This window comes from Rhodoferax sp. GW822-FHT02D07 (assembly GCF_058802405.1).
Genome location: NZ_JBXAOD010000001.1, coordinates 341,045 through 358,055, shown reverse-complemented (window position 1 = coordinate 358,055; position 17,011 = coordinate 341,045). Strand labels below are relative to the sequence as shown.

The window sequence follows — 17,011 nt, the reverse complement described above, 5'->3', positions numbered from 1 at the left end:
CTACCATGCGGAGCTGACCCAAGGAGAGCCCATGCCCGTGATCACCAATATCGAAGACCTGCGCGTTCTGGCCGAAAAGCGCGTGCCGCGCATGTTTTATGACTATGCCGACTCGGGCTCCTGGACCGAAGGCACATACCGTGCCAACGAAGATGATTTCCAGAAGATCAAGCTGCGCCAGCGCGTGGCGGTGAACATGGAAAACCGCACCACGACCACGCAGATGGTTGGCCAGAACGCCAAGATGCCCGTGGCCATCGCGCCCGTGGGGCTGACCGGCATGCAACATGCCGATGGCGAAATCCACGCCGCGCGCGCAGCCGAGAAATTCGGCATTCCGTTCACCCTCTCCACCATGAGCATCTGCTCGATTGAGGACATTGCAGAAAACACCTCCGCGCCCTTCTGGTTCCAGCTCTACATGATGCGCGACCGCGCTGCCATGGCCAAGATGATCGAACGCGCCCGCGCCGCACGCTGCAGCGCCCTGGTGCTGACGCTGGACCTGCAGGTGATCGGCCAGCGCCACAAGGATTTGAAGAATGGCCTGAGCGCCCCGCCCCGCCCCACGCTGGCCAACATCCTCAACCTGGCGACCAAGCCGCGCTGGTGCCTGGGCATGCTGGGTACCAAACGCCATACCTTCCGCAACCTGGTGGGCCATGTGGAATCGGTCAGCGACATGAAATCCCTGGCCGCCTGGACCAACGAGCAGTTCGACCCCCGCCTGTCGTGGGACGACGTGAAGTGGGTGAAGGAGAAATGGGGCGGCAAGCTCATCCTCAAGGGCATTCAGGACGTGGAAGACGCGCAGTTGGCCGTGGCCAGCGGGGCCGACGCCATCGTGGTGAGCAACCACGGTGGCCGCCAGCTCGATGGCGCACCCAGCAGCATCAGCGCCCTGCCCGCCATAGTGCAGGCCGTGGGCAGCCAGATTGAGGTGTGGATGGACGGCGGCGTGCGCAGCGGGCAGGATGTGCTCAAGGCCTGGGCGCTGGGCGCCAAGGGCACCATGATCGGCCGCGCCATGGTCTATGGCCTGGGCGCCATGGGCGAAGCGGGCGTGACCAAGGCGCTGCAAATCATCCACAAGGAGCTGGATGTGACCATGGCCTTCTGCGGCCACACCAACATCCAGAACGTGGACCGGAACATCCTGATTCCCGGCACCTACTGACCGCTCCGCGCCAGCGCCGCCTCAACCAATAGGGTTCTCCTAGCGGTAGCCGGCAGCAACCATGATTTCGGTCACCCGCCCGAGGATGGCACCCAGCGCCTGGTCCGGTGCCGCGGCACCTGTCAGCCCCTGGTGCACGGCCGAGCCCAGCGGACCGGTGTTGATCTCGTCCCACGCCGTGATGATGGGGCGCCAGTCCGGGTCGGCATAGCGCAGCTGCTCGCGCAGCAAGGTGTATTCGGGGTAGCGCTGCAGCAGCTCCGGGTCGCGCAGGGTGGACTGGCGCATGGGCGCACCGCCCAGCAGGCAGACCGCCTTGTCCTGCGCCTTGGAGGTCAGCCATTGCATGAGCAGGAAGGCGGCATCCGCACGCGGCGAGGTACGAGCGATCGCCAGCCCAAGGCCGCCGGTCTGCGAGGCCTGCCGGCTGCCACGGGGGTGCAGGGCATACGCCACCTTGCCCGCCACGCGCGACTGCGGCGAAGTACGCACCGCCCCCAGCACGGCCGTGGAGTCCAGGTACATGGCACTGCCCCCTTCCAGAAAGACCTGCAGCATGTCGTTGTAGCTGAAATGGGCCATGCCCTCGGGGCCGGTGTCGGCGATTTCCTTGAGCACCTTCAGGGCCTCGACCCCGGGCGGCAGATGGAAGGTCGGCACCCAGCGCTCGTCGAACACCCGTCCCCCCAGCGGACTCAGGTGCAGCAACCAGGCATGCACACAGTTGTGCCCCAGCTGTCCCCGCGAGGTCAGCGCGGCCATGCCGGTGCGTTCACGCAGCCGCGGCAACAGGCGGCGCAACTGGGAATAGCGCGCCGGTGGCACCAGACCGAGTTTCTCGAACACATCCGCGCGATACGCCAGCAAGGAGGTTTCGGCGCCATAGGGCAAGCCGTAGAGGCGAGCGCCCGGCCCAGGAAGATAGCCCTTGGGACCACCCACCAGACCAATGTTCTGCAGGTAGCCGGGCACCAGATCGGCCAGGTCATAGGCCGGGTCGGAGAGAACGGGATGTTTCAGGTACCGATCCAGCGGGTGGATCAGCCGGCGTTGTACATACTCGCTCTTCCACGTTGCCACGTAGCTGACGAGGTCCAGCGCGCTGCTGGCCTGGGCCAGTTCCGCCATCTGGCGGTGTTTCATGCGCAGGATGTTTTCGCGCGCCAGTTCCACCTTGATGCCGGTCTCCTGCGTGAAGCGCGGCAGCAGCTTGACCATGGTGTCGTAGTGCGGGTGGTCCGGAATGCTGAAGGCTACGGTCTGGCCGCGGTACCGCGCGTAGCGGTCGGCTGCAGGCAGGCTGGCCAATGGCAGGGCCGCACCGAACACGGCCAGCCCCGCCCGCAGCGCGCGGCGGCGCCCCAGCGGAACGGACAGGGAGGGCGGCAAGGTATTCATTTGGGCAAGTTCAGCTGGTATTGGGCACCCAGCTGGGTGCGAAAGATACGGTGAATGTCCGGGCTTTTCTGCAACTGGCGCAGGGCCTGTACCAGGCGGTTGCCGGTCTGCGCATCCAGATGGGGCGACAGCAGCAGCCACACAGGCCTCGATGCCAGCACCACCCGCTGGGCGCCGTGCAAGGACGCACTGCCGCCCACGCCAAGAATGGCATAGCTCAAACTTTCATTGACCGAGCAGAAACCATCCACGCGGCCTGCCAGCAGCATCTTGATGCCCGCCTCCTGGCTGGACAACTCTTCAAAGCGCCAGGGCACGCTGGTGTCCTCTGCCAGATCGCGGCAACCGCCGTTCATGCGCGCCAACGCCAGGGGCGGCAACTCGGTGCGCCCGGCCACCGTCAGCCCCGGGCGCATCAGCACCACCTGGTCCGTGTAGAAGGCCACTGCTGCCTCGCGCGCCTTGCCTTCCGTGAAGGCGGTGGAAAACAGCAGCGTGGCATCGCCCTGCCCGTTGGCCACCAGCGATGCGGCGCGCGCAAAGGGCACCACGTCCACCCGGATGTCCAGCCCGCTCAGGCGTGCCATCGCGGCCGCCATGGCCGGATAAATCCCCTGCGGGCGACCACCGGCGTCACGCCAGGAAAACGGCGGCGTGTCCTGCAAAGGCATGCGCACAACCTGCGCCCAGCCCCACGCCGGCCCACAAGCCAGCAACAGGGCCGTCCATCGCCACAGTGTCAATTTGTGCACGCACGCCTCCAAGGCTGGTATCCAACGTTTTTCCCCATCGTAGCCACAAGCGCACCAGCGTGGCAAGGGTGGGTTGCCCTTGCTATCCTTGGGCGCCATGCCTGCCCCGCCGCCCCACCCGATACGTCGCATCGCCCACCTCGACATGGACGCGTTCTATGCATCCGTGGAGTTGCTGCGCTACCCGCAGCTCAAGGGCCTGCCGGTGGTGATTGGCGGTGGGCGCCGCGCCATGGACGACGCGCTGCGCGACGAATACGCGGGGCTACCCCTGCACGAAATTCCGGTAGCTGCATTTCCGCTACTGCGGGACTATACGGGGCGCGGCGTGATTACCACCGCAACGTACGCGGCGCGGCAGTTTGGTGTGGGCTCGGCCATGGGCATGATGAAAGCGGCCAAGCTGTGTCCGCAAGCCATTTTGCTGCCGGTGGACTTTGCGCAGTACCGCCATTACTCGCAGCGCTTCAAGGCCATCATCACCGACATCGCGCCGCTGATGGAGAACCGCGGCGTGGATGAGGTCTACATCGACTTCACCGAGGTGCCCGGTGGCCAGCGCGAGGGCGGGCGCGTGCTGGCGCGGCTGATCCAGAAAGCGATCTTCGACGACACCGGCCTGACCTGCTCGGTGGGCGTGGCGCCCAACAAGCTGCTGGCCAAGATGGCCAGCGAGTTCAACAAGCCCAACGGCATCGCCATCGTCCATGAGGACGATGTGCAAAGCCAGATCTGGCCGCTGGCGTGCCGCAAGATCAACGGCATCGGCCCCAAGGCGGACGCCAAGCTGCAGGGCCTGGGCATCCAGACCATTGGCCAGCTCGCCGCGCAGGACCTGCAATGGCTGATCGACCACTTTGGCCAGAAGACCGGCGCCTGGATGTACGCGGCGGCCCGCGGCCTGGACGACCGCCCCGTGGTGTTGGAGAGCGAACCGGTGAGCATCAGCCGCGAGACCTCGTTTGAACGCGACCTGCACGCCGTGCGTGACAAGGCGGAGCTCGGCGCCATCTTCACGCGCCTGTGCGAACAGCTGGCCGATGACCTGCAGCGCAAGGGCTATGTGGGCAAGACGATTGGCATCAAGATCAAGTACGAGGATTTCACGGCGGTGACGCGTGACATCACCATCCCACAGTACATCGCCGATGCCAAGGAGATCCGCCGTGTGGCGGGCCTGTGCCTCAAGCGCGCGCCGCTGGCCAAGCGCCTGCGTCTGCTAGGTGTGCGCATGGGGGCGTTGCTGCGCGAGGAAGACGCCCCAAGAAACAAGAAAAACAACCCGCTAACCCCCGTAGAGTCTGCGCGAGCAGCTCCTGATTCAGGAGCAGAAGACACGCGAACCAGGCAGCTTTTTTAGGCCACCGTGATCTCGTCCTGGTGGTTGGCGATGTGCAGGGTGTGGGCCAGCGCGAAGTCCGCCCGGCCGAGCGCGCCGTAAGCGAAGTGGGGTTTCAGCGGCCCTGTATGGGCCTGGAAACGCTGCACCGCTACGCGCAGGCGCTGCACGCCGGGCTTCCAGTCAACCAGCTGCGGCAACGCTGGCGCACCGGGAATGGGTTCGGTGAGTCCGTGCGACATCTTGCCGCGCGCGCGAAACACCGCAAACGCCGCCGACCCCAGCGTGGCCTGGAACAGCGCGCTCTTGGGCTCGGGGAAGCCGTCCATGCTCATGTCCACGCTCTGGGCCATGTGCTCCAGCACGGCACCCATGGGCCAGCTGCTAGTACTGCTCACTTGGGTCGCGCGCTCCAGCCGGTCCAGCCAGCGCAGCACGTCGTCCAGGGACTGGACCTTGGGGGTATCTGCCATAGAAGCTCCTGCCAGCAGGCTGGCGTGCACCACAAGAAAATCTCGCCGTTTCATGGCAAAAATCATAACGGGACTGCGCTGACACCTTGGCGACAAGCCTTCGGCACCCCTGCACGCGGGGCAAGGCCCCAAAAACCTTGACTTAGGTCAAGAGCCTGCACAAAACACGGGAACGCCCTTGACGACATCAAGACAGTTGCGGCCCAATGCAATCGCAATTTGATCCAAGACAGCGTGCCACACAACAACGCAAGGGAGGATAGATATGCGCACCAATCTGCCTGTCACACAGAGAGAGTACGACTACCCCGCAGACCAGATGCTGGTCTCGATGACCGATACCAAAGGCATCATCACCCACTGCAACCACGCCTTCGTGGAAACCAGCGGTTTCACCTACGAAGAGCTCATTGGCCAGCCCCACAACCTGGTGCGCCACCCCGACATGCCCGCTGCAGCCTACAAGGACATGTGGCAGACCATAGGCCACGGCCATCCCTGGACCGCACTGGTGAAGAACCGCCGCAAGAACGGCGACCACTACTGGGTGCAGGCCAACGTCACCCCCATCCTGGAGAACGGCAAGCCCAAGGGCTATATGTCGGTGCGCATCAAGCCCAGCCGGCAAGATGTGGCCGCAGCTGAAACGCTGTACGCCCAGATGCGCGCCGAAGCCCAGAGCGGGCGCCAGACCCTGAGCCTGCGCGGCGGCGAGTTGCGGCTGGGCGGCCTGCGCGGTATCGGCGGCACGCTCGCACGCATGACACTCACCACCCGACTGGGGCTGGCGCTGCTGGGCATGATCCTGCTGGCCATGGTGCCGCAGTTCCTGGGCATGCAGGGCTGGGAGGCCGTGGCTGTGCAGTTGGCCTCGCTGCTGCTGGGTGCGGGCGGCGTGCTGGCCTGGTTCCACCTGCGGTTCTCTGCGGCCATCGGGGCGGCCGAAGCCTTTGCCGACGACCTGGCCGGCTGCAACCTCACTAGCACGGTGCAAGGCAACTACCCGCCGCCCCTGGGCACCATGATCCGTGCGCTGCGACAAATCCAGATCAACCTGCGCGCGGTAGTGGGCGACGTGCGCCGGGAAATCGGCATCTTCAACCGCTCCGCCTCGGAGATCGCCGAGGGCAGCATGGACCTGTCCGCCCGTACCGAATCGCAGGCCAGCAACCTGGAGGAAACTGCCGCCTCCATGGAGGAGCTGGCCAGCACGGTGAAGCAGACCGCCGACACCGCCACCCGCGTATCCAGCGAAAGCGCCAACAGCAACGAGATCGCCAAGCGCGGTGGACAGGCGGTGCACCGGGTGAGCGAGGCCATGCAGGCGATCGACGCCTCCTCGGGCAAGATGCGCGACATCATTGGCGTGATCGAGGGCATTGCCTTCCAGACCAACATCCTGGCGCTGAACGCGGCGGTGGAAGCAGCCCGGGCCGGCGAACAGGGCCGCGGCTTTGCGGTCGTGGCGGCCGAAGTGCGAGCCCTGGCCCAGCGCAGTGCAGCGGCGGCCAAGGAAATCCGCGACCTGATTGCCCAGTCCGCCGAGCAGATCTCGGCCGGCTACCACCAGATGACCGATGCCGGCCGCACCATCGACGAGGTGGTCCAGTCCGTCAAGGAAGTGGGCGACATGATCCAGCTCATCAGCAATGCCACCAAGGAGCAGTCCATCGGCATTGGCCAGGTCAACGAGGCCGTCACCCAGCTTGACTCCGTGACCCAGCAGAACGCCGCCCTGGTGGAAGAGTCCGCCGCCTCGGCCGCCGGGCTCAATACCAGCGCAGCCACGCTGGCGCGATCCGTGCAGGTCTTTCAGCTGCCCTGAGGCGCGGCAAGCCCCCCTCCACGGGAGGGGGCAGCTTTTTGGCGACAGCCTCCAGACCCGCTAGACTTGGCCCGGGGAGACAACCAGGCTGTTGCCGTGCCACCCATAAGGCACCTTCTGCAGCCGGCCCCGACCACGGCTTGAAAGGTCGTCATGAATACAGAGATCGCTGCGTGCCTGCGCGTGCTGGCGCTTGCATGGACGTTGGGGATTTGCACCCTGACCGCGTGGGCCCAGGCCCCCGCGGCGCCTGCGGGTGCGCAGAAGCTGCGCATCGTGGGCGGCCTGGCCGGGCTGAACCAGTACACACGCAACGAAGAACCTTTCTGGACCAAGGAACTCCCCCGCCTCAGCCAGGGCCGCTACACCGCAGAAATCGCCCCCTTTGACCGCGCCGGCGTGCCAGGTACCGAGATGTTGCGCCTCATCCAGCTCGGTGTGGTGCCCTTTGGTACCGCCCTGTTGAGCAATATCTCCGCCCAGTACCCCGAGTACGCCGCCCCCGACCTGGCCGGCCTGAACCCCGACATGGCCACCCTGCGCAAGACCGTGACGGCCTTTCGCCCCTACATGGAAAAATCGCTGCGCGAGCGCCACGGCATCGAGGTGCTGGCGGTCTATATCTACCCCGCGCAGGTGCTGTTCTGCAAGCGCTCCCTCTCTTCCCTGGCCGACCTGAAAGGCCGGCGGGTGCGGGTGGCCTCGGCCACCCAGGCCGACTTTGTGGGCGCACTGGGCGCCGTGCCGGTGCTGGCGGGCTTTGCCCAGGTGCTGCCCAACATGGCCTCGGGCAATACCGAGTGCGCCATCACCGGCACCATGTCAGGCAACCATTTGGGCCTGCACGAAGTGACCACCCATGTGCATTCCCTGCCCCTGACCTGGGGACTGGCCGTGTTCGGCGCCAACCAGTCGGCCTGGCAAGCATTGCCGGGGGACCTGCGCGCCCTGCTGTCGCACGAGTTGCCCAAGCTGGAAACCGCCATCTGGGCCGAGAGCGAACGCGAGACCGCCGAAGGCATGGCCTGCAACCGCGGCCAGAGCAGTTGCGTGAACGGCCGCAAGGGCAGCATGGTGGAGGTGGCCCGCAGCGCCGACGACGAGCGCCAGCGCAAGGACATCTTTGCGAACACGGTGCTGCCGCGCTGGTTGCAGCGCTGCAGCCAGCGCTGCAAGGACATCTGGGACCAAACCATAGGACCTGCCCACGGCATCGTGGCGCCCCCTGCCAAGTGACCCCAGCCCGCAGACCCCGACTCGTCTCTTCCCGCGCCACGCGTGCCGTTGTCGGCTCAGCGCTGTTCTTTGCTGTTGCCGTGGTGGCCCTGGCGCTGCTGCTGGTACGCGACAACTACCACAGCGCCCTCTCCAACAGCGAGGGCCAGGCCCTGCGCTTCGTGGCCGGCGCAGAAGCCGCCGTCAACCGCAACCTGCTTGGCGTGGACGTGATGTTGGCCAGCCTGGACAACCTGCTCAGTCTGTCCTCGCTGCAACGCGAATGGATCGATGCGCCCATGGCCAGCCGCCTGATCCAGGGCGCGCTACGGCAGAACCTGCTGGTGCGCCACGTGGCCCTGCTCGACGACAAGGGGCAGATGCTGGCGTCGTCCGACCCGCTGGGCGCCAACCTGGTGCTCGCCACGCCACCGGGCTTTGTGCACGAGGCGCTGGAGCAATCGGTCTCCAGCCTGGCCATCAGCCTGCCAGTGGTGAACTTCAACAGCTCCGAGCAAGTGCTCTACCTGGCGCGCCATATCCGCCTGGCCGATGGCTCCAAGGTCCTGGCGATTGCCGAGGTACAGGTGTCGCTGCTGTCCACCATCCTGGTGCAGGGGGTGGACATTGAGCGGCTGGAGGCCACGCTGGAACGTGGCAACGGCCAGTTGCTGGCCAGCGCCCCCACGATGGACTCTCTGGCCGGCCAGTTGCTCAAGCCGCCGCTGGGCGGACAGACTACCGAGGGCGCGGTGCAGATGGCTGCGCGCCTGACAGGAGTGCCGGCACTGGTGGTCCAGCGCAACATGCTCTACCACGACATCCTGATCACGGCCAGCATCCCCATGGACACGGTGCTGGACAAATGGCGGCACGAGAGCCTGCTGATTGGCGGTGTGAGCGCAGTGTTTGTTTTCATGATCCTGCTGGCCGGTGTGGTGGCCCTGCGCTATCTGCACCAGATGGCCCAGGCCCAGCGCGCCATTTCAGAAGCCAAGTCCACCATGGACCAGGCGCTGGAGTCCATGGACAGCGGCTTCCTATTGCTCGATGCGCAGCACTGCGTGCTGAGCTGGAACCGGCGGTATCTGGAACTCTATCCCTGGCAAGCAGAGCGCATTGCCGTGGGAATACCGTTTGCCTCCTTGCTGGAAGCCACCGCACTCCGCACCCTGCCAGACGCCGACGACGCTGCCCGCGAGGCCTGGGTGCAAACCCGGTTGGAACTGCTGCACAAACGCCTACACAGCCACGAACGCCACCTGCCCAATGGTCGCGTGATCGAGATCACCGAGCGCACCGTCGCCGACGGTGGCGTGGTCATCGTCTACCAGGACGTCACGCGCATCCGCGAGGCCAGCGCCGAAATCGAGCAGCTGGCCTTTTTTGACCCGCTCACCGGCCTGCCCAACCGCCGCCTGCTGGGCGACCGCCTGCAGCAGGCCCTGATCGCCAGCACGCGCAGCGGCCGCCGTGGCGCGCTGCTGTTCATGGACCTGGACCATTTCAAGACCCTCAACGACACCCTGGGCCACGATGTGGGCGACCTGCTCCTGCAACAGGTGGCACAGCGCGTGAAGGCCTGCGTGCGCGAGACCGACACGGTGGCCCGCCTGGGAGGTGACGAGTTCGTGGTGATGCTGCAGGAACTCAGCCTCAACCCCATGGAAGCCGCAGCCCAGGCCAAGATGGTGGGCGACAACATCCTGGCCGCGCTCAACGAGCCCTACGAGCTCAACAACACCGTCTACCGCAGCACCTGCAGCGTGGGCGCGACCTTGTTTGGCGCAACGCCGCAGCAAAGTTCGGAACTGCTTAAGCAGGCTGACATCGCCATGTACCAGGTGAAGAACGCCGGGCGCAACGCGCTGTGCTTCTTTGACCCGCAGATGCTGGCCGCCATCGAGTCGCGCGCCGAGCTGGAGCGCGACCTGCGCCTGGCCCTGACGCAGGGCGAGCTGCAACTGCACTACCAGCTGCAGGTGACCGACCAGGGCGAACCCGTGGGGGCCGAAGCGCTGGTGCGCTGGCACCACCCGGTGCGAGGCATGGTCTCGCCCCTCACCTTTGTGGGCCTGGCCGAGGAGACCGACCTCATCGTCCCCCTGGGCGAATGGGTGCTGCGCACTGCCTGCGAGCAACTGGTGCGCTGGTCTACCCACCCCAGCCACGGGCTGCTCGACGTGTCGGTGAACGTAAGCGCCAGCCAGTTCCGCCAGGAGAACTTTGTGGAACAAGTGCGCGCCGCACTGGCGGAGACAGGTGCCAACCCCCACCAGCTCAAGCTGGAGCTGACCGAAAGCCTGGTGCTGGACAACGTGCAGGACACGATCGCCAAGATGCAGGAGCTCAAGCGATTGGGCCTGCGCTTCTCCATGGACGACTTCGGCACCGGCCACTCCTCGTTGACCTACCTGACCAAGCTGCCGCTGGACCAGCTCAAGATCGACCAGTCCTTCATCCGCAATCTGGGCGAGCAGGCAGCCGATGCGGTGATGGTGCAGACCATCATCGGCATGGCCGAGACGCTGGGGCTGGAGGTGATTGCCGAAGGCGTGGAGACGGCGGAGCAACGCGACTTCCTGGCCGCGCACGGCTGCCACCTCTGCCAGGGCTACCTGTTTGCACGTCCGCTGCCGGCCCAGGAGTTGGAAGCGCTTCTTTCAAGCCAAAGAGAGCTGCAGCCCTCGTAGACAATGCGCGAGCAGCTCCTGAAACAGGAGCAAGCTGCTTACTGGCGGGCGGTGCGCGTATTGCCCGGCAACGCCTGCGGGTGGCTGGTGCGGAAGGGGTTGATATCCAGACCACCACGGCGCGTGTAACGCGCGTACACCGTCAGCTTGGTGGGCTGGCAGCGCGTCCAGATGTCCATGAAGATGCGCTCCACGCACTGTTCGTGGAATTCGTTGTGGTTGCGAAAGCTCACCAGGTACTGCAACAGACCTTCCTGGTTGATCTGCGCACCGGTGTAGCTGATCTGCACGCTGCCCCAGTCGGGCTGGCCGGTCACCAGGCAGTTGCTCTTGAGCAGGTTGCTCACCAGCACCTCGCTCACTGCGCCCTCCTCGGCTGGCGCGGTGGTCAGCAGGTCCGGAGCGGGCTGGTAGCGCGTGCACTCCACGTCCAGCCGGTCCAGGTTCAGGCCGTCCAGCTCGTACACCGGCTCGCGGTCGAACAGCTCCGGCGCGATGAGGTGCACTCCCACGCTGCTCTGCACCACCGCACCACGCCAGGCGGCTTCGGTGATGTCTGTACGCAGGCGCTCCAGCACCGCGTTGGCATCGGCAAAGCGGGTGTTGTTGAAGCTGTTGAGGTAGAGCTTGAAGGACTTGCTCTCGACAATGTTGGGGGATTCTGCGGGGATGGTGAAGTGCACCAGTGCCACCTGCGGCTTGCCACGCAGGTTGAGCCAGCTCAGCTCGAAAGCTGTCCACATGTCGGCGCCGAAAAACGGGGCCGCACCGGTGACGCCGATTTCGGCACGTTTGCCAGCGCGGGGGATGGGAAACAGCAGGGAGGCGTCGTACTGGTCCACATACGCCGAGGCCTTGCCCAGCTGCGATTGTTCGGGGGTGTTCATGGGGTGGCTTTCAAATGGGGGAGCAAGGCGTCCAGGATCTGGCGTAGCGGCTCGGGGGGCAGATCATGGCCCATGCCGGCGATGGTGACCAGCTTGGCATTGGGAATGCGGCGCGCCGTGTCTTCGCCACAGGGCAGCGGCACCAGAGGATCAGCCTCTCCGTGGATGACCAGCGTGGGCGCGGTGATGCGCGCCAGCAAGGCCGCGCGCGTGATGTCGGCCACCACCGCCAGCATCTGGCGCGCGGTCCCCACAGGGTGAAAGGCGCGCAACACGCTGGCGCGAACACGCTCGCGCAGCTCGGGCTCGGGCGTGGGGTAGCCAGGGCTGCCTATGGTCTGGAACAGGCGCACCGAATGTGCCACCACCGCATCCGTGCTCTTGCCGGCCGGGCGGCTGATGAGGGCGCGCACCACCTCCGGTGCGGCCTGGGGCAGACCGCGTGCGCCGCTGGTGCTCATGATGCTGGTCAGGCTCAGCACGCGGGCGGGCGCAGCCAGTGCCACGCGCTGCGCGATCATGCCGCCCATGCTCACGCCCACCACGTGGGCCTGGTCAATATTGAGTGCATCCAGCACGCCGATGGCATCGGCCGCCATGTCACCCAGACTATAGGGCGCAGCGGGCAGCAGACCCAGCTTGTACTTGATGCTGGCCCACAGCAGGTTGGGACGCCCCAGTGCGTCAAAGTGGGTGGACAGGCCCACATCGCGGTTGTCAAACCGGATGACACGGTAGCCCGCTGCCTCCAGCGTGTGCACCATCTCGGGCGGCCAGGCAATCAGCTGCATGCCCAGGCCCATGATGAGCAGCACGGCAGGCTTGTTGGCGAAAGACGCGTCGGCCTGCGCGCTGTCCTCTACCTCAATGTCGATACCATTTGCTCTGATTTTCATAGCTATTCGCGCAATTGATTCGGGGGCTCAGGCCTGTTTTCTTCTAAATACCAGGCGTTCGGGGGTGGATTCTGCGGCGGCGTAGGCGTAGCCGTCGGTGTCAAACGCCTTGAGCTGCTCGGGCGTCAGCAGGCGGCGTTCGATGGCGTAGCGCGCCATCAGGCCGCGCGCCTTCTTGGCGAAAAAGCTGATGACCTTGTACTGACCGTCCTTGTACTCCTGGAACACACATTCCACCACCCGGCCCTTGAGCGCCTTGCGGTCCACTGACTTGAAGTACTCGTCGGACGCCAGGTTGATGATCACGGGCGACGCGTCCTTGCGCAGGCGGGTGTTGAGGTAGTCAGCAATCTGTCGGCCCCAGAAGTGGTAGAGGTTGCTGCCGTGCGGGCCCTTCAGGGTGGTGCCCATCTCCAGCCGGTAGGGCTGCATGAGGTCCAGCGGGCGCAGCACGCCATAGAGGCCGCTGAGGATGCACAGGTGCTCCTGCGCCCAGGCCAAATCCTCTTCGCCCAGCGTCTTGGCCTGCAGGCCGTCGTAAACATCGCCATCAAAGGCCAGCACCGCCTGGCGTGCGTTCTTCTGCGTGGCGCGCGTGGACCAGGCCGCGTAGCGCGCCACATTCAGGGCGGCCAGCTTGTCGCTCAAATCCATCAGGCCCGAGATCTGGGCCGGTGTGTACTCGCGCAGCAGGGTGATCAGTTCCTTGGACTGCTTGACGAACAGCGGCGCGGTATGCGGCTGGCCGGTCAGCGGGGAGTCGTAGTCCAGGGATTTGGCGGGGGAGAGCAGGAACAGCATGGCGCGAAGCAGGGGGAAGAACAGGAGGCACAACAAGGGGAGCGAGCCAGTTTAGCGTGATCGGCATGGGCCGGCGTGCGTCACGGAATTTTCATATGGAAGCCCTAGGCTTCGCGCCTTGTCCAACCCTCGCATTGCTCTCACCATGCACACTGCCTCCATCTCCCGTCTGGCCCTGGCCCTCTCTCTGGCGCTGAGCGCAGCGACGGCCTCGGCCCAGACCGAAGTCACTGCCGTGCTGGCCGGCCACGCCGCCCTGCCCGCCAACACCACGGTGACCGCGCCCAAGTCCGCCGGCAAGTTTTTCGAGACCGCAGGCAAGTTCGCCGGCGCCAACCGCCAGCGCACCGAGGTGTTGAACAGCATTGACGGCATCAGCTTTGTGGGCGACCCCAAGTACCCGCGCAAGTCCGGCGGCACCCTGCCCATCAAGGGCCAGGCCGTGCAGGGCTTCTCCGGCATCATCTCGCTGGGCAAGAGCGAATTTCTCACGCTGACTGACAACGGCTTTGGGAGCAAGATCAACTCCCAGGACGCCTTGCTCATGGTGCACCACGTCAAGGCCGACTGGGCCAGCGGCAAGGTCACACGCCTGAAGACCACCTTCCTGCACGATCCCGACCGCAAGGTGCCCTTCGCCATCCAGAACGAGGCCACCCGCGAGCGCTTCCTCACCGGCGTGGACTTCGACCCCGAGTCCATCCAGGCCGTGGGCCAGGAGTGGTGGATCGGTGATGAGTTTGGCCCCTATGTGCTGCGCGTCAACCACCAGGGCAAGGTGCTCGGTGTGATCGAAACCGTGGTGGGCAGCAAGACCTACCGCGGCCCCGACCACTACATGAACGGCCGCCTGCCCAACTACCCCGGCGACGCCGGTTTTGAAGTGCGCCGCAGCGGCGGTTTTGAGCCCATGGCCAAGTCCATCGACGGCAAGACCCTGTACCCCATGTTCGAGTGGCCCCTGTGGGACGCCGCCACCAAGGCCCAGGAAAGCCGCAACGGCAAGCCCTTCACCCGCATCCTGGAGCTGGACGCGGCCAGCCAGAAGTACAGCGAGCGCCAGTGGAAATACAGCTTTGAAGAAGTGGGCAATATCGCCGCCGACTTCCAGATGCTGGACACCACCACCGGCCTGGTGATCGAGCGCGACGACACCACCGAAGGTTCGGGCAATGTCTGCAAGGACGAGCCGCGCACCGACTGCTTCACACGCCCGGCCAAGTTCAAGCGCGTCTACAAGATCGACTTCGCCCAGACCGATGCCGATGGCTTTGTGAAGAAGGTGGCCTTCATCGACCTGACCAAGATTGCCAATCCCAAGCACGTGGCCAAGCGCGGCCCCAATGAAGACAGCTTTGTGCTGCCCCACCTGGGCCCCGAAGGCCTGACCGTGGTGGACTCCCACCACATCGTGGTCGTCAACGACAACAACTTCCCCTTCTCCAGCGGCCGCACGCTGGGCCAGCCCGATGACAACGAGCTGACCTTGCTGGACATCCAGGCCCTCGTAGACGCGAAGTAAAGAGCCCCACGCTCCACCGCTGCGCGGGGCGCTGCCACCCAGGGGGCGCAATTCGCCTTGGGGCGGCCCGGCAGCAAATTTGGTCGTCGGCGCGGGGCGCCATGCACAATGGCGGGCACCATGTCCCAAGCCCCCATCTCCCTTCAGTACCGGACGCAGCCGCGCAACGGCGGCGCTCTGGTGCGCAGCCTGTGTGCCGGCCGCCACACACAGGTGGCGCCCACCCTCCAGGGCATCCGCTTTGACGCCCACTGGCAGGGCGCACAGGCGAATGCCACCCGCTTGGCCCAATACCGCGCCGTCTGCGGCCTGCCCGACACCGGCACCCTGCCCCTGTTGTACCTGCATGCCATGGCCATGCCCCTGCACATGGCCATCATGAGCCACGCGCGCTTTCCGTTGCGCCTGCTGGGCCTGGTGCACTGGAGCAACACCATCGAGAGCCTGCGCCCCATTGCCAACGGTGAGACTGTGGATATGCACTGCATGCTGGATGGCATCGACAATACCGAGCGCGGCCAGTCCTTCACCATCCAGACCACGCTGAACAGTAATGGCAGCGTCGCCTGGCGCGAAACCAGTACCTTTCTGTCGCCAATGGCGCGCAGCAAGAGCGGCAAGAAACCCGTGGCCGATGGCAGTGAACCTGATTGGGGCGAACCAGTCGCGCAATGGGCCGTGGCCGGCAATGCCGGGCGCCGGTTTGCCGCTCCCTCGGGCGACTGGAACCCCATCCATGTGAGCGCCTTCACGGCGCGCCTGTTTGGCTATCCGCGCGCCATTGCGCATGGTATGTTCAGTGCCGCGCGCTGCCTGGCGCTGCTGCAACAAAATCTGCCGGCTGATGCGCCACTGGCGTTGGACCTGCGCTTCAAACGCCCCCTGTTGATTCCTGGCCAAGTGGCCCTATATACGGCACAGGACGCGGGTGCGACCCGCTTTGTATTGAATGTCCAGCCCAGCGGCGAGCCGCACATCGCCGGCACGCTGCGTCTGTTGTGATGTATTGCCCACAGGATTGACCATGACCGACAGCAACCCCTCTGCCCTCACCCATTTCGACACCAAGGGCGACGCCCACATGGTGAACATCGGCGGCAAGCCGCTGACCGCCCGCAAGGCCGTGGCTGGCGGCCGCATCCAGATGCAGCCCGCCACGCTGGCCCTGATCCAAAGCGCCCAGGCCGCCAAGGGCGACGTGTTGGGCGTGGCGCGCGTGGCCGGCATCATGGCCGCCAAGCGCACCAGCGACCTCATCCCCCTCTGCCACCCCATCATGCTGTCGCGCGTAGCCATCGAATTTGAAGTGGTGCCCGCCACCGCCAGCACCCTGCCCGCGGTGCAATGCCTGGCGATTGCCGAGACCACCGGTGGCACCGGCGTGGAAATGGAAGCCCTCACCGCCGTGCAGATCACCCTGCTCACCATCTACGACATGTGCAAGGCCGTGGACAAGGGCATGGTGATGACCGATGTACGCCTGCTGGAAAAGCACGGTGGCAAATCGGGCACCTACCTGGCGCCGCCCACAGTCTGAGCCTGTCTTAGTACGGGGTGCAGTCCTTGTGCACGAAGCGCCATTGCCCCGTCGCCAACAACAGGGCTTTCAGGTCATCGTCCGGGTAGCTGCCTTCGTCACCTGGCGTGCGATCACCCACTTCCAGGTACAGCACTTCGGCATCGGTCTCGTTGCGCAGGCAATGCCCGTTACCGGTGCCAGCCTTGAAACCCGCACACATGCCGGGTGCCAGCACGGTGAGCCCCTCGTCCGTATGCAGCGTGGGATGGCCCTGCAGCACATAGATGAACTCGTCCTGCAGGGTGTGGGCATGACGCAGCGCCGACACCGAATGCGGCGTCAGCCGCACCAGGTTCACCCCAAAGTTACTCAGACCAAAAACGTCACCCAACTGGCGTTTCTCGCGCCCGGCCATGCGCGAAGCAAAGGGCTCGGGGTAGTTGGACGGTTTGGTCCGTGGCGCCACCTCGGTGGCCAGCACGGCAACAGGGCGCGGGGTAGACGTGGACATGCG

15 protein-coding genes are annotated in these 17,011 nt (G+C 65.4%); 8 read left to right on the top strand and 7 right to left on the bottom strand.

The annotated features are described in order from the left end of the window. Window positions 1-31: 31 nt before the first annotated feature. Window positions 32-1,177 (top strand): alpha-hydroxy acid oxidase, encoded by a 1,146-nt coding sequence (locus AC1RNN_RS01740; protein WP_493086512.1) that lies wholly within the window; start codon window positions 32-34, stop codon window positions 1,175-1,177. 39 nt (window positions 1,178-1,216) lie between these two features. Here AC1RNN_RS01740 and AC1RNN_RS01735 read toward each other — a convergent pair whose 3' ends face one another. Then, window positions 1,217-2,575, bottom strand: a complete 1,359-nt coding sequence (locus AC1RNN_RS01735) for an ABC transporter substrate-binding protein (RefSeq protein ID WP_493086513.1) — start codon at window positions 2,573-2,575, stop codon at window positions 1,217-1,219. Beyond that, a complete protein-coding gene (locus AC1RNN_RS01730) occupies window positions 2,572-3,327 on the bottom strand; it encodes a substrate-binding periplasmic protein (RefSeq protein WP_493086514.1) in 756 nt (251 codons plus the stop codon). The genes AC1RNN_RS01735 and AC1RNN_RS01730 overlap by 4 nt, the downstream gene beginning before the upstream one ends. Window positions 3,328-3,424: 97 nt before the next feature. Between AC1RNN_RS01730 and dinB the strand changes: the two genes are divergently transcribed. Further along, a complete protein-coding gene (gene dinB, locus AC1RNN_RS01725) occupies window positions 3,425-4,687 on the top strand; it encodes a DNA polymerase IV (protein ID WP_493086516.1) in 1,263 nt (420 codons plus the stop codon). Here dinB and AC1RNN_RS01720 read toward each other — a convergent pair. After that, complete coding sequence (locus AC1RNN_RS01720) at window positions 4,684-5,139, bottom strand: DUF1569 domain-containing protein (RefSeq protein WP_493086518.1); 456 nt, start codon at window positions 5,137-5,139, stop codon at window positions 4,684-4,686. The two genes, dinB and AC1RNN_RS01720, sit on opposite strands and share 4 nt — an antisense overlap. Window positions 5,140-5,404: 265 nt before the next feature. Here AC1RNN_RS01720 and AC1RNN_RS01715 point away from each other — a divergent pair, with 265 nt between their 5' ends. From AC1RNN_RS01715 to AC1RNN_RS01705, 3 genes are all read left to right on the top strand, one after another. Continuing rightward, entirely contained in the window at window positions 5,405-6,964 is a 1,560-nt protein-coding gene (locus AC1RNN_RS01715; protein ID WP_493086520.1) for a methyl-accepting chemotaxis protein, read from the top strand. Between the two features lie 153 nt (window positions 6,965-7,117). Then, window positions 7,118-8,200 (top strand): TRAP transporter substrate-binding protein, encoded by a 1,083-nt coding sequence (locus tag AC1RNN_RS01710; RefSeq protein WP_493086521.1) that lies wholly within the window; start codon window positions 7,118-7,120, stop codon window positions 8,198-8,200. After that, window positions 8,197-10,872: a bifunctional diguanylate cyclase/phosphodiesterase gene (locus AC1RNN_RS01705; protein WP_493086523.1), complete on the top strand. Its 2,676-nt coding sequence runs from the start codon at window positions 8,197-8,199 to the stop codon at window positions 10,870-10,872. The genes AC1RNN_RS01710 and AC1RNN_RS01705 overlap by 4 nt, the downstream gene beginning before the upstream one ends. Window positions 10,873-10,910: 38 nt before the next feature. On the opposite strand, the gene queF is transcribed toward AC1RNN_RS01705, so the two are convergent. Genes queF through yaaA form a run of 3 tightly spaced genes read right to left on the bottom strand, consistent with a single transcriptional unit; the run spans window position 10,911 to window position 13,456 of the window. Further along, window positions 10,911-11,759 (bottom strand): NADPH-dependent 7-cyano-7-deazaguanine reductase QueF, encoded by an 849-nt coding sequence (gene queF / locus AC1RNN_RS01700; protein WP_493086525.1) that lies wholly within the window; start codon window positions 11,757-11,759, stop codon window positions 10,911-10,913. Beyond that, entirely contained in the window at window positions 11,756-12,655 is a 900-nt protein-coding gene (locus tag AC1RNN_RS01695) for an alpha/beta fold hydrolase (RefSeq protein WP_493086527.1), read from the bottom strand. The genes queF and AC1RNN_RS01695 overlap by 4 nt, the downstream gene beginning before the upstream one ends. A 27-nt stretch (window positions 12,656-12,682) precedes the next feature. Continuing rightward, entirely contained in the window at window positions 12,683-13,456 is a 774-nt protein-coding gene (gene yaaA / locus AC1RNN_RS01690) for a peroxide stress protein YaaA (protein ID WP_493086529.1), read from the bottom strand. Window positions 13,457-13,601: 145 nt separating this feature from the next. Between yaaA and AC1RNN_RS01685 the strand changes: the two genes are divergently transcribed. The 3 genes from AC1RNN_RS01685 to moaC all read left to right on the top strand — a co-directional run bounded on the left by AC1RNN_RS01685 (window position 13,602) and on the right by moaC (window position 16,515). Further along, window positions 13,602-14,978 carry an esterase-like activity of phytase family protein gene (locus AC1RNN_RS01685; RefSeq protein ID WP_493086531.1) on the top strand — a complete coding sequence of 459 codons (1,377 nt, stop codon included), beginning with the start codon at window positions 13,602-13,604 and terminating at the stop codon, window positions 14,976-14,978. 120 nt (window positions 14,979-15,098) lie between these two features. Continuing rightward, entirely contained in the window at window positions 15,099-15,980 is an 882-nt protein-coding gene (locus AC1RNN_RS01680) for a MaoC family dehydratase (RefSeq protein ID WP_493086533.1), read from the top strand. A 22-nt stretch (window positions 15,981-16,002) separates the two neighbouring features. Continuing rightward, window positions 16,003-16,515: a cyclic pyranopterin monophosphate synthase MoaC gene (gene moaC, locus AC1RNN_RS01675; RefSeq protein WP_493086535.1), complete on the top strand. Its 513-nt coding sequence runs from the start codon at window positions 16,003-16,005 to the stop codon at window positions 16,513-16,515. Between the two features lie 7 nt (window positions 16,516-16,522). On the opposite strand, the gene AC1RNN_RS01670 is transcribed toward moaC, so the two are convergent. Then, window positions 16,523-17,008 carry a cupin domain-containing protein gene (locus tag AC1RNN_RS01670; RefSeq protein WP_493086537.1) on the bottom strand — a complete coding sequence of 162 codons (486 nt, stop codon included), beginning with the start codon at window positions 17,006-17,008 and terminating at the stop codon, window positions 16,523-16,525. Between the last annotated feature and the right edge of the window lie 3 nt (window positions 17,009-17,011).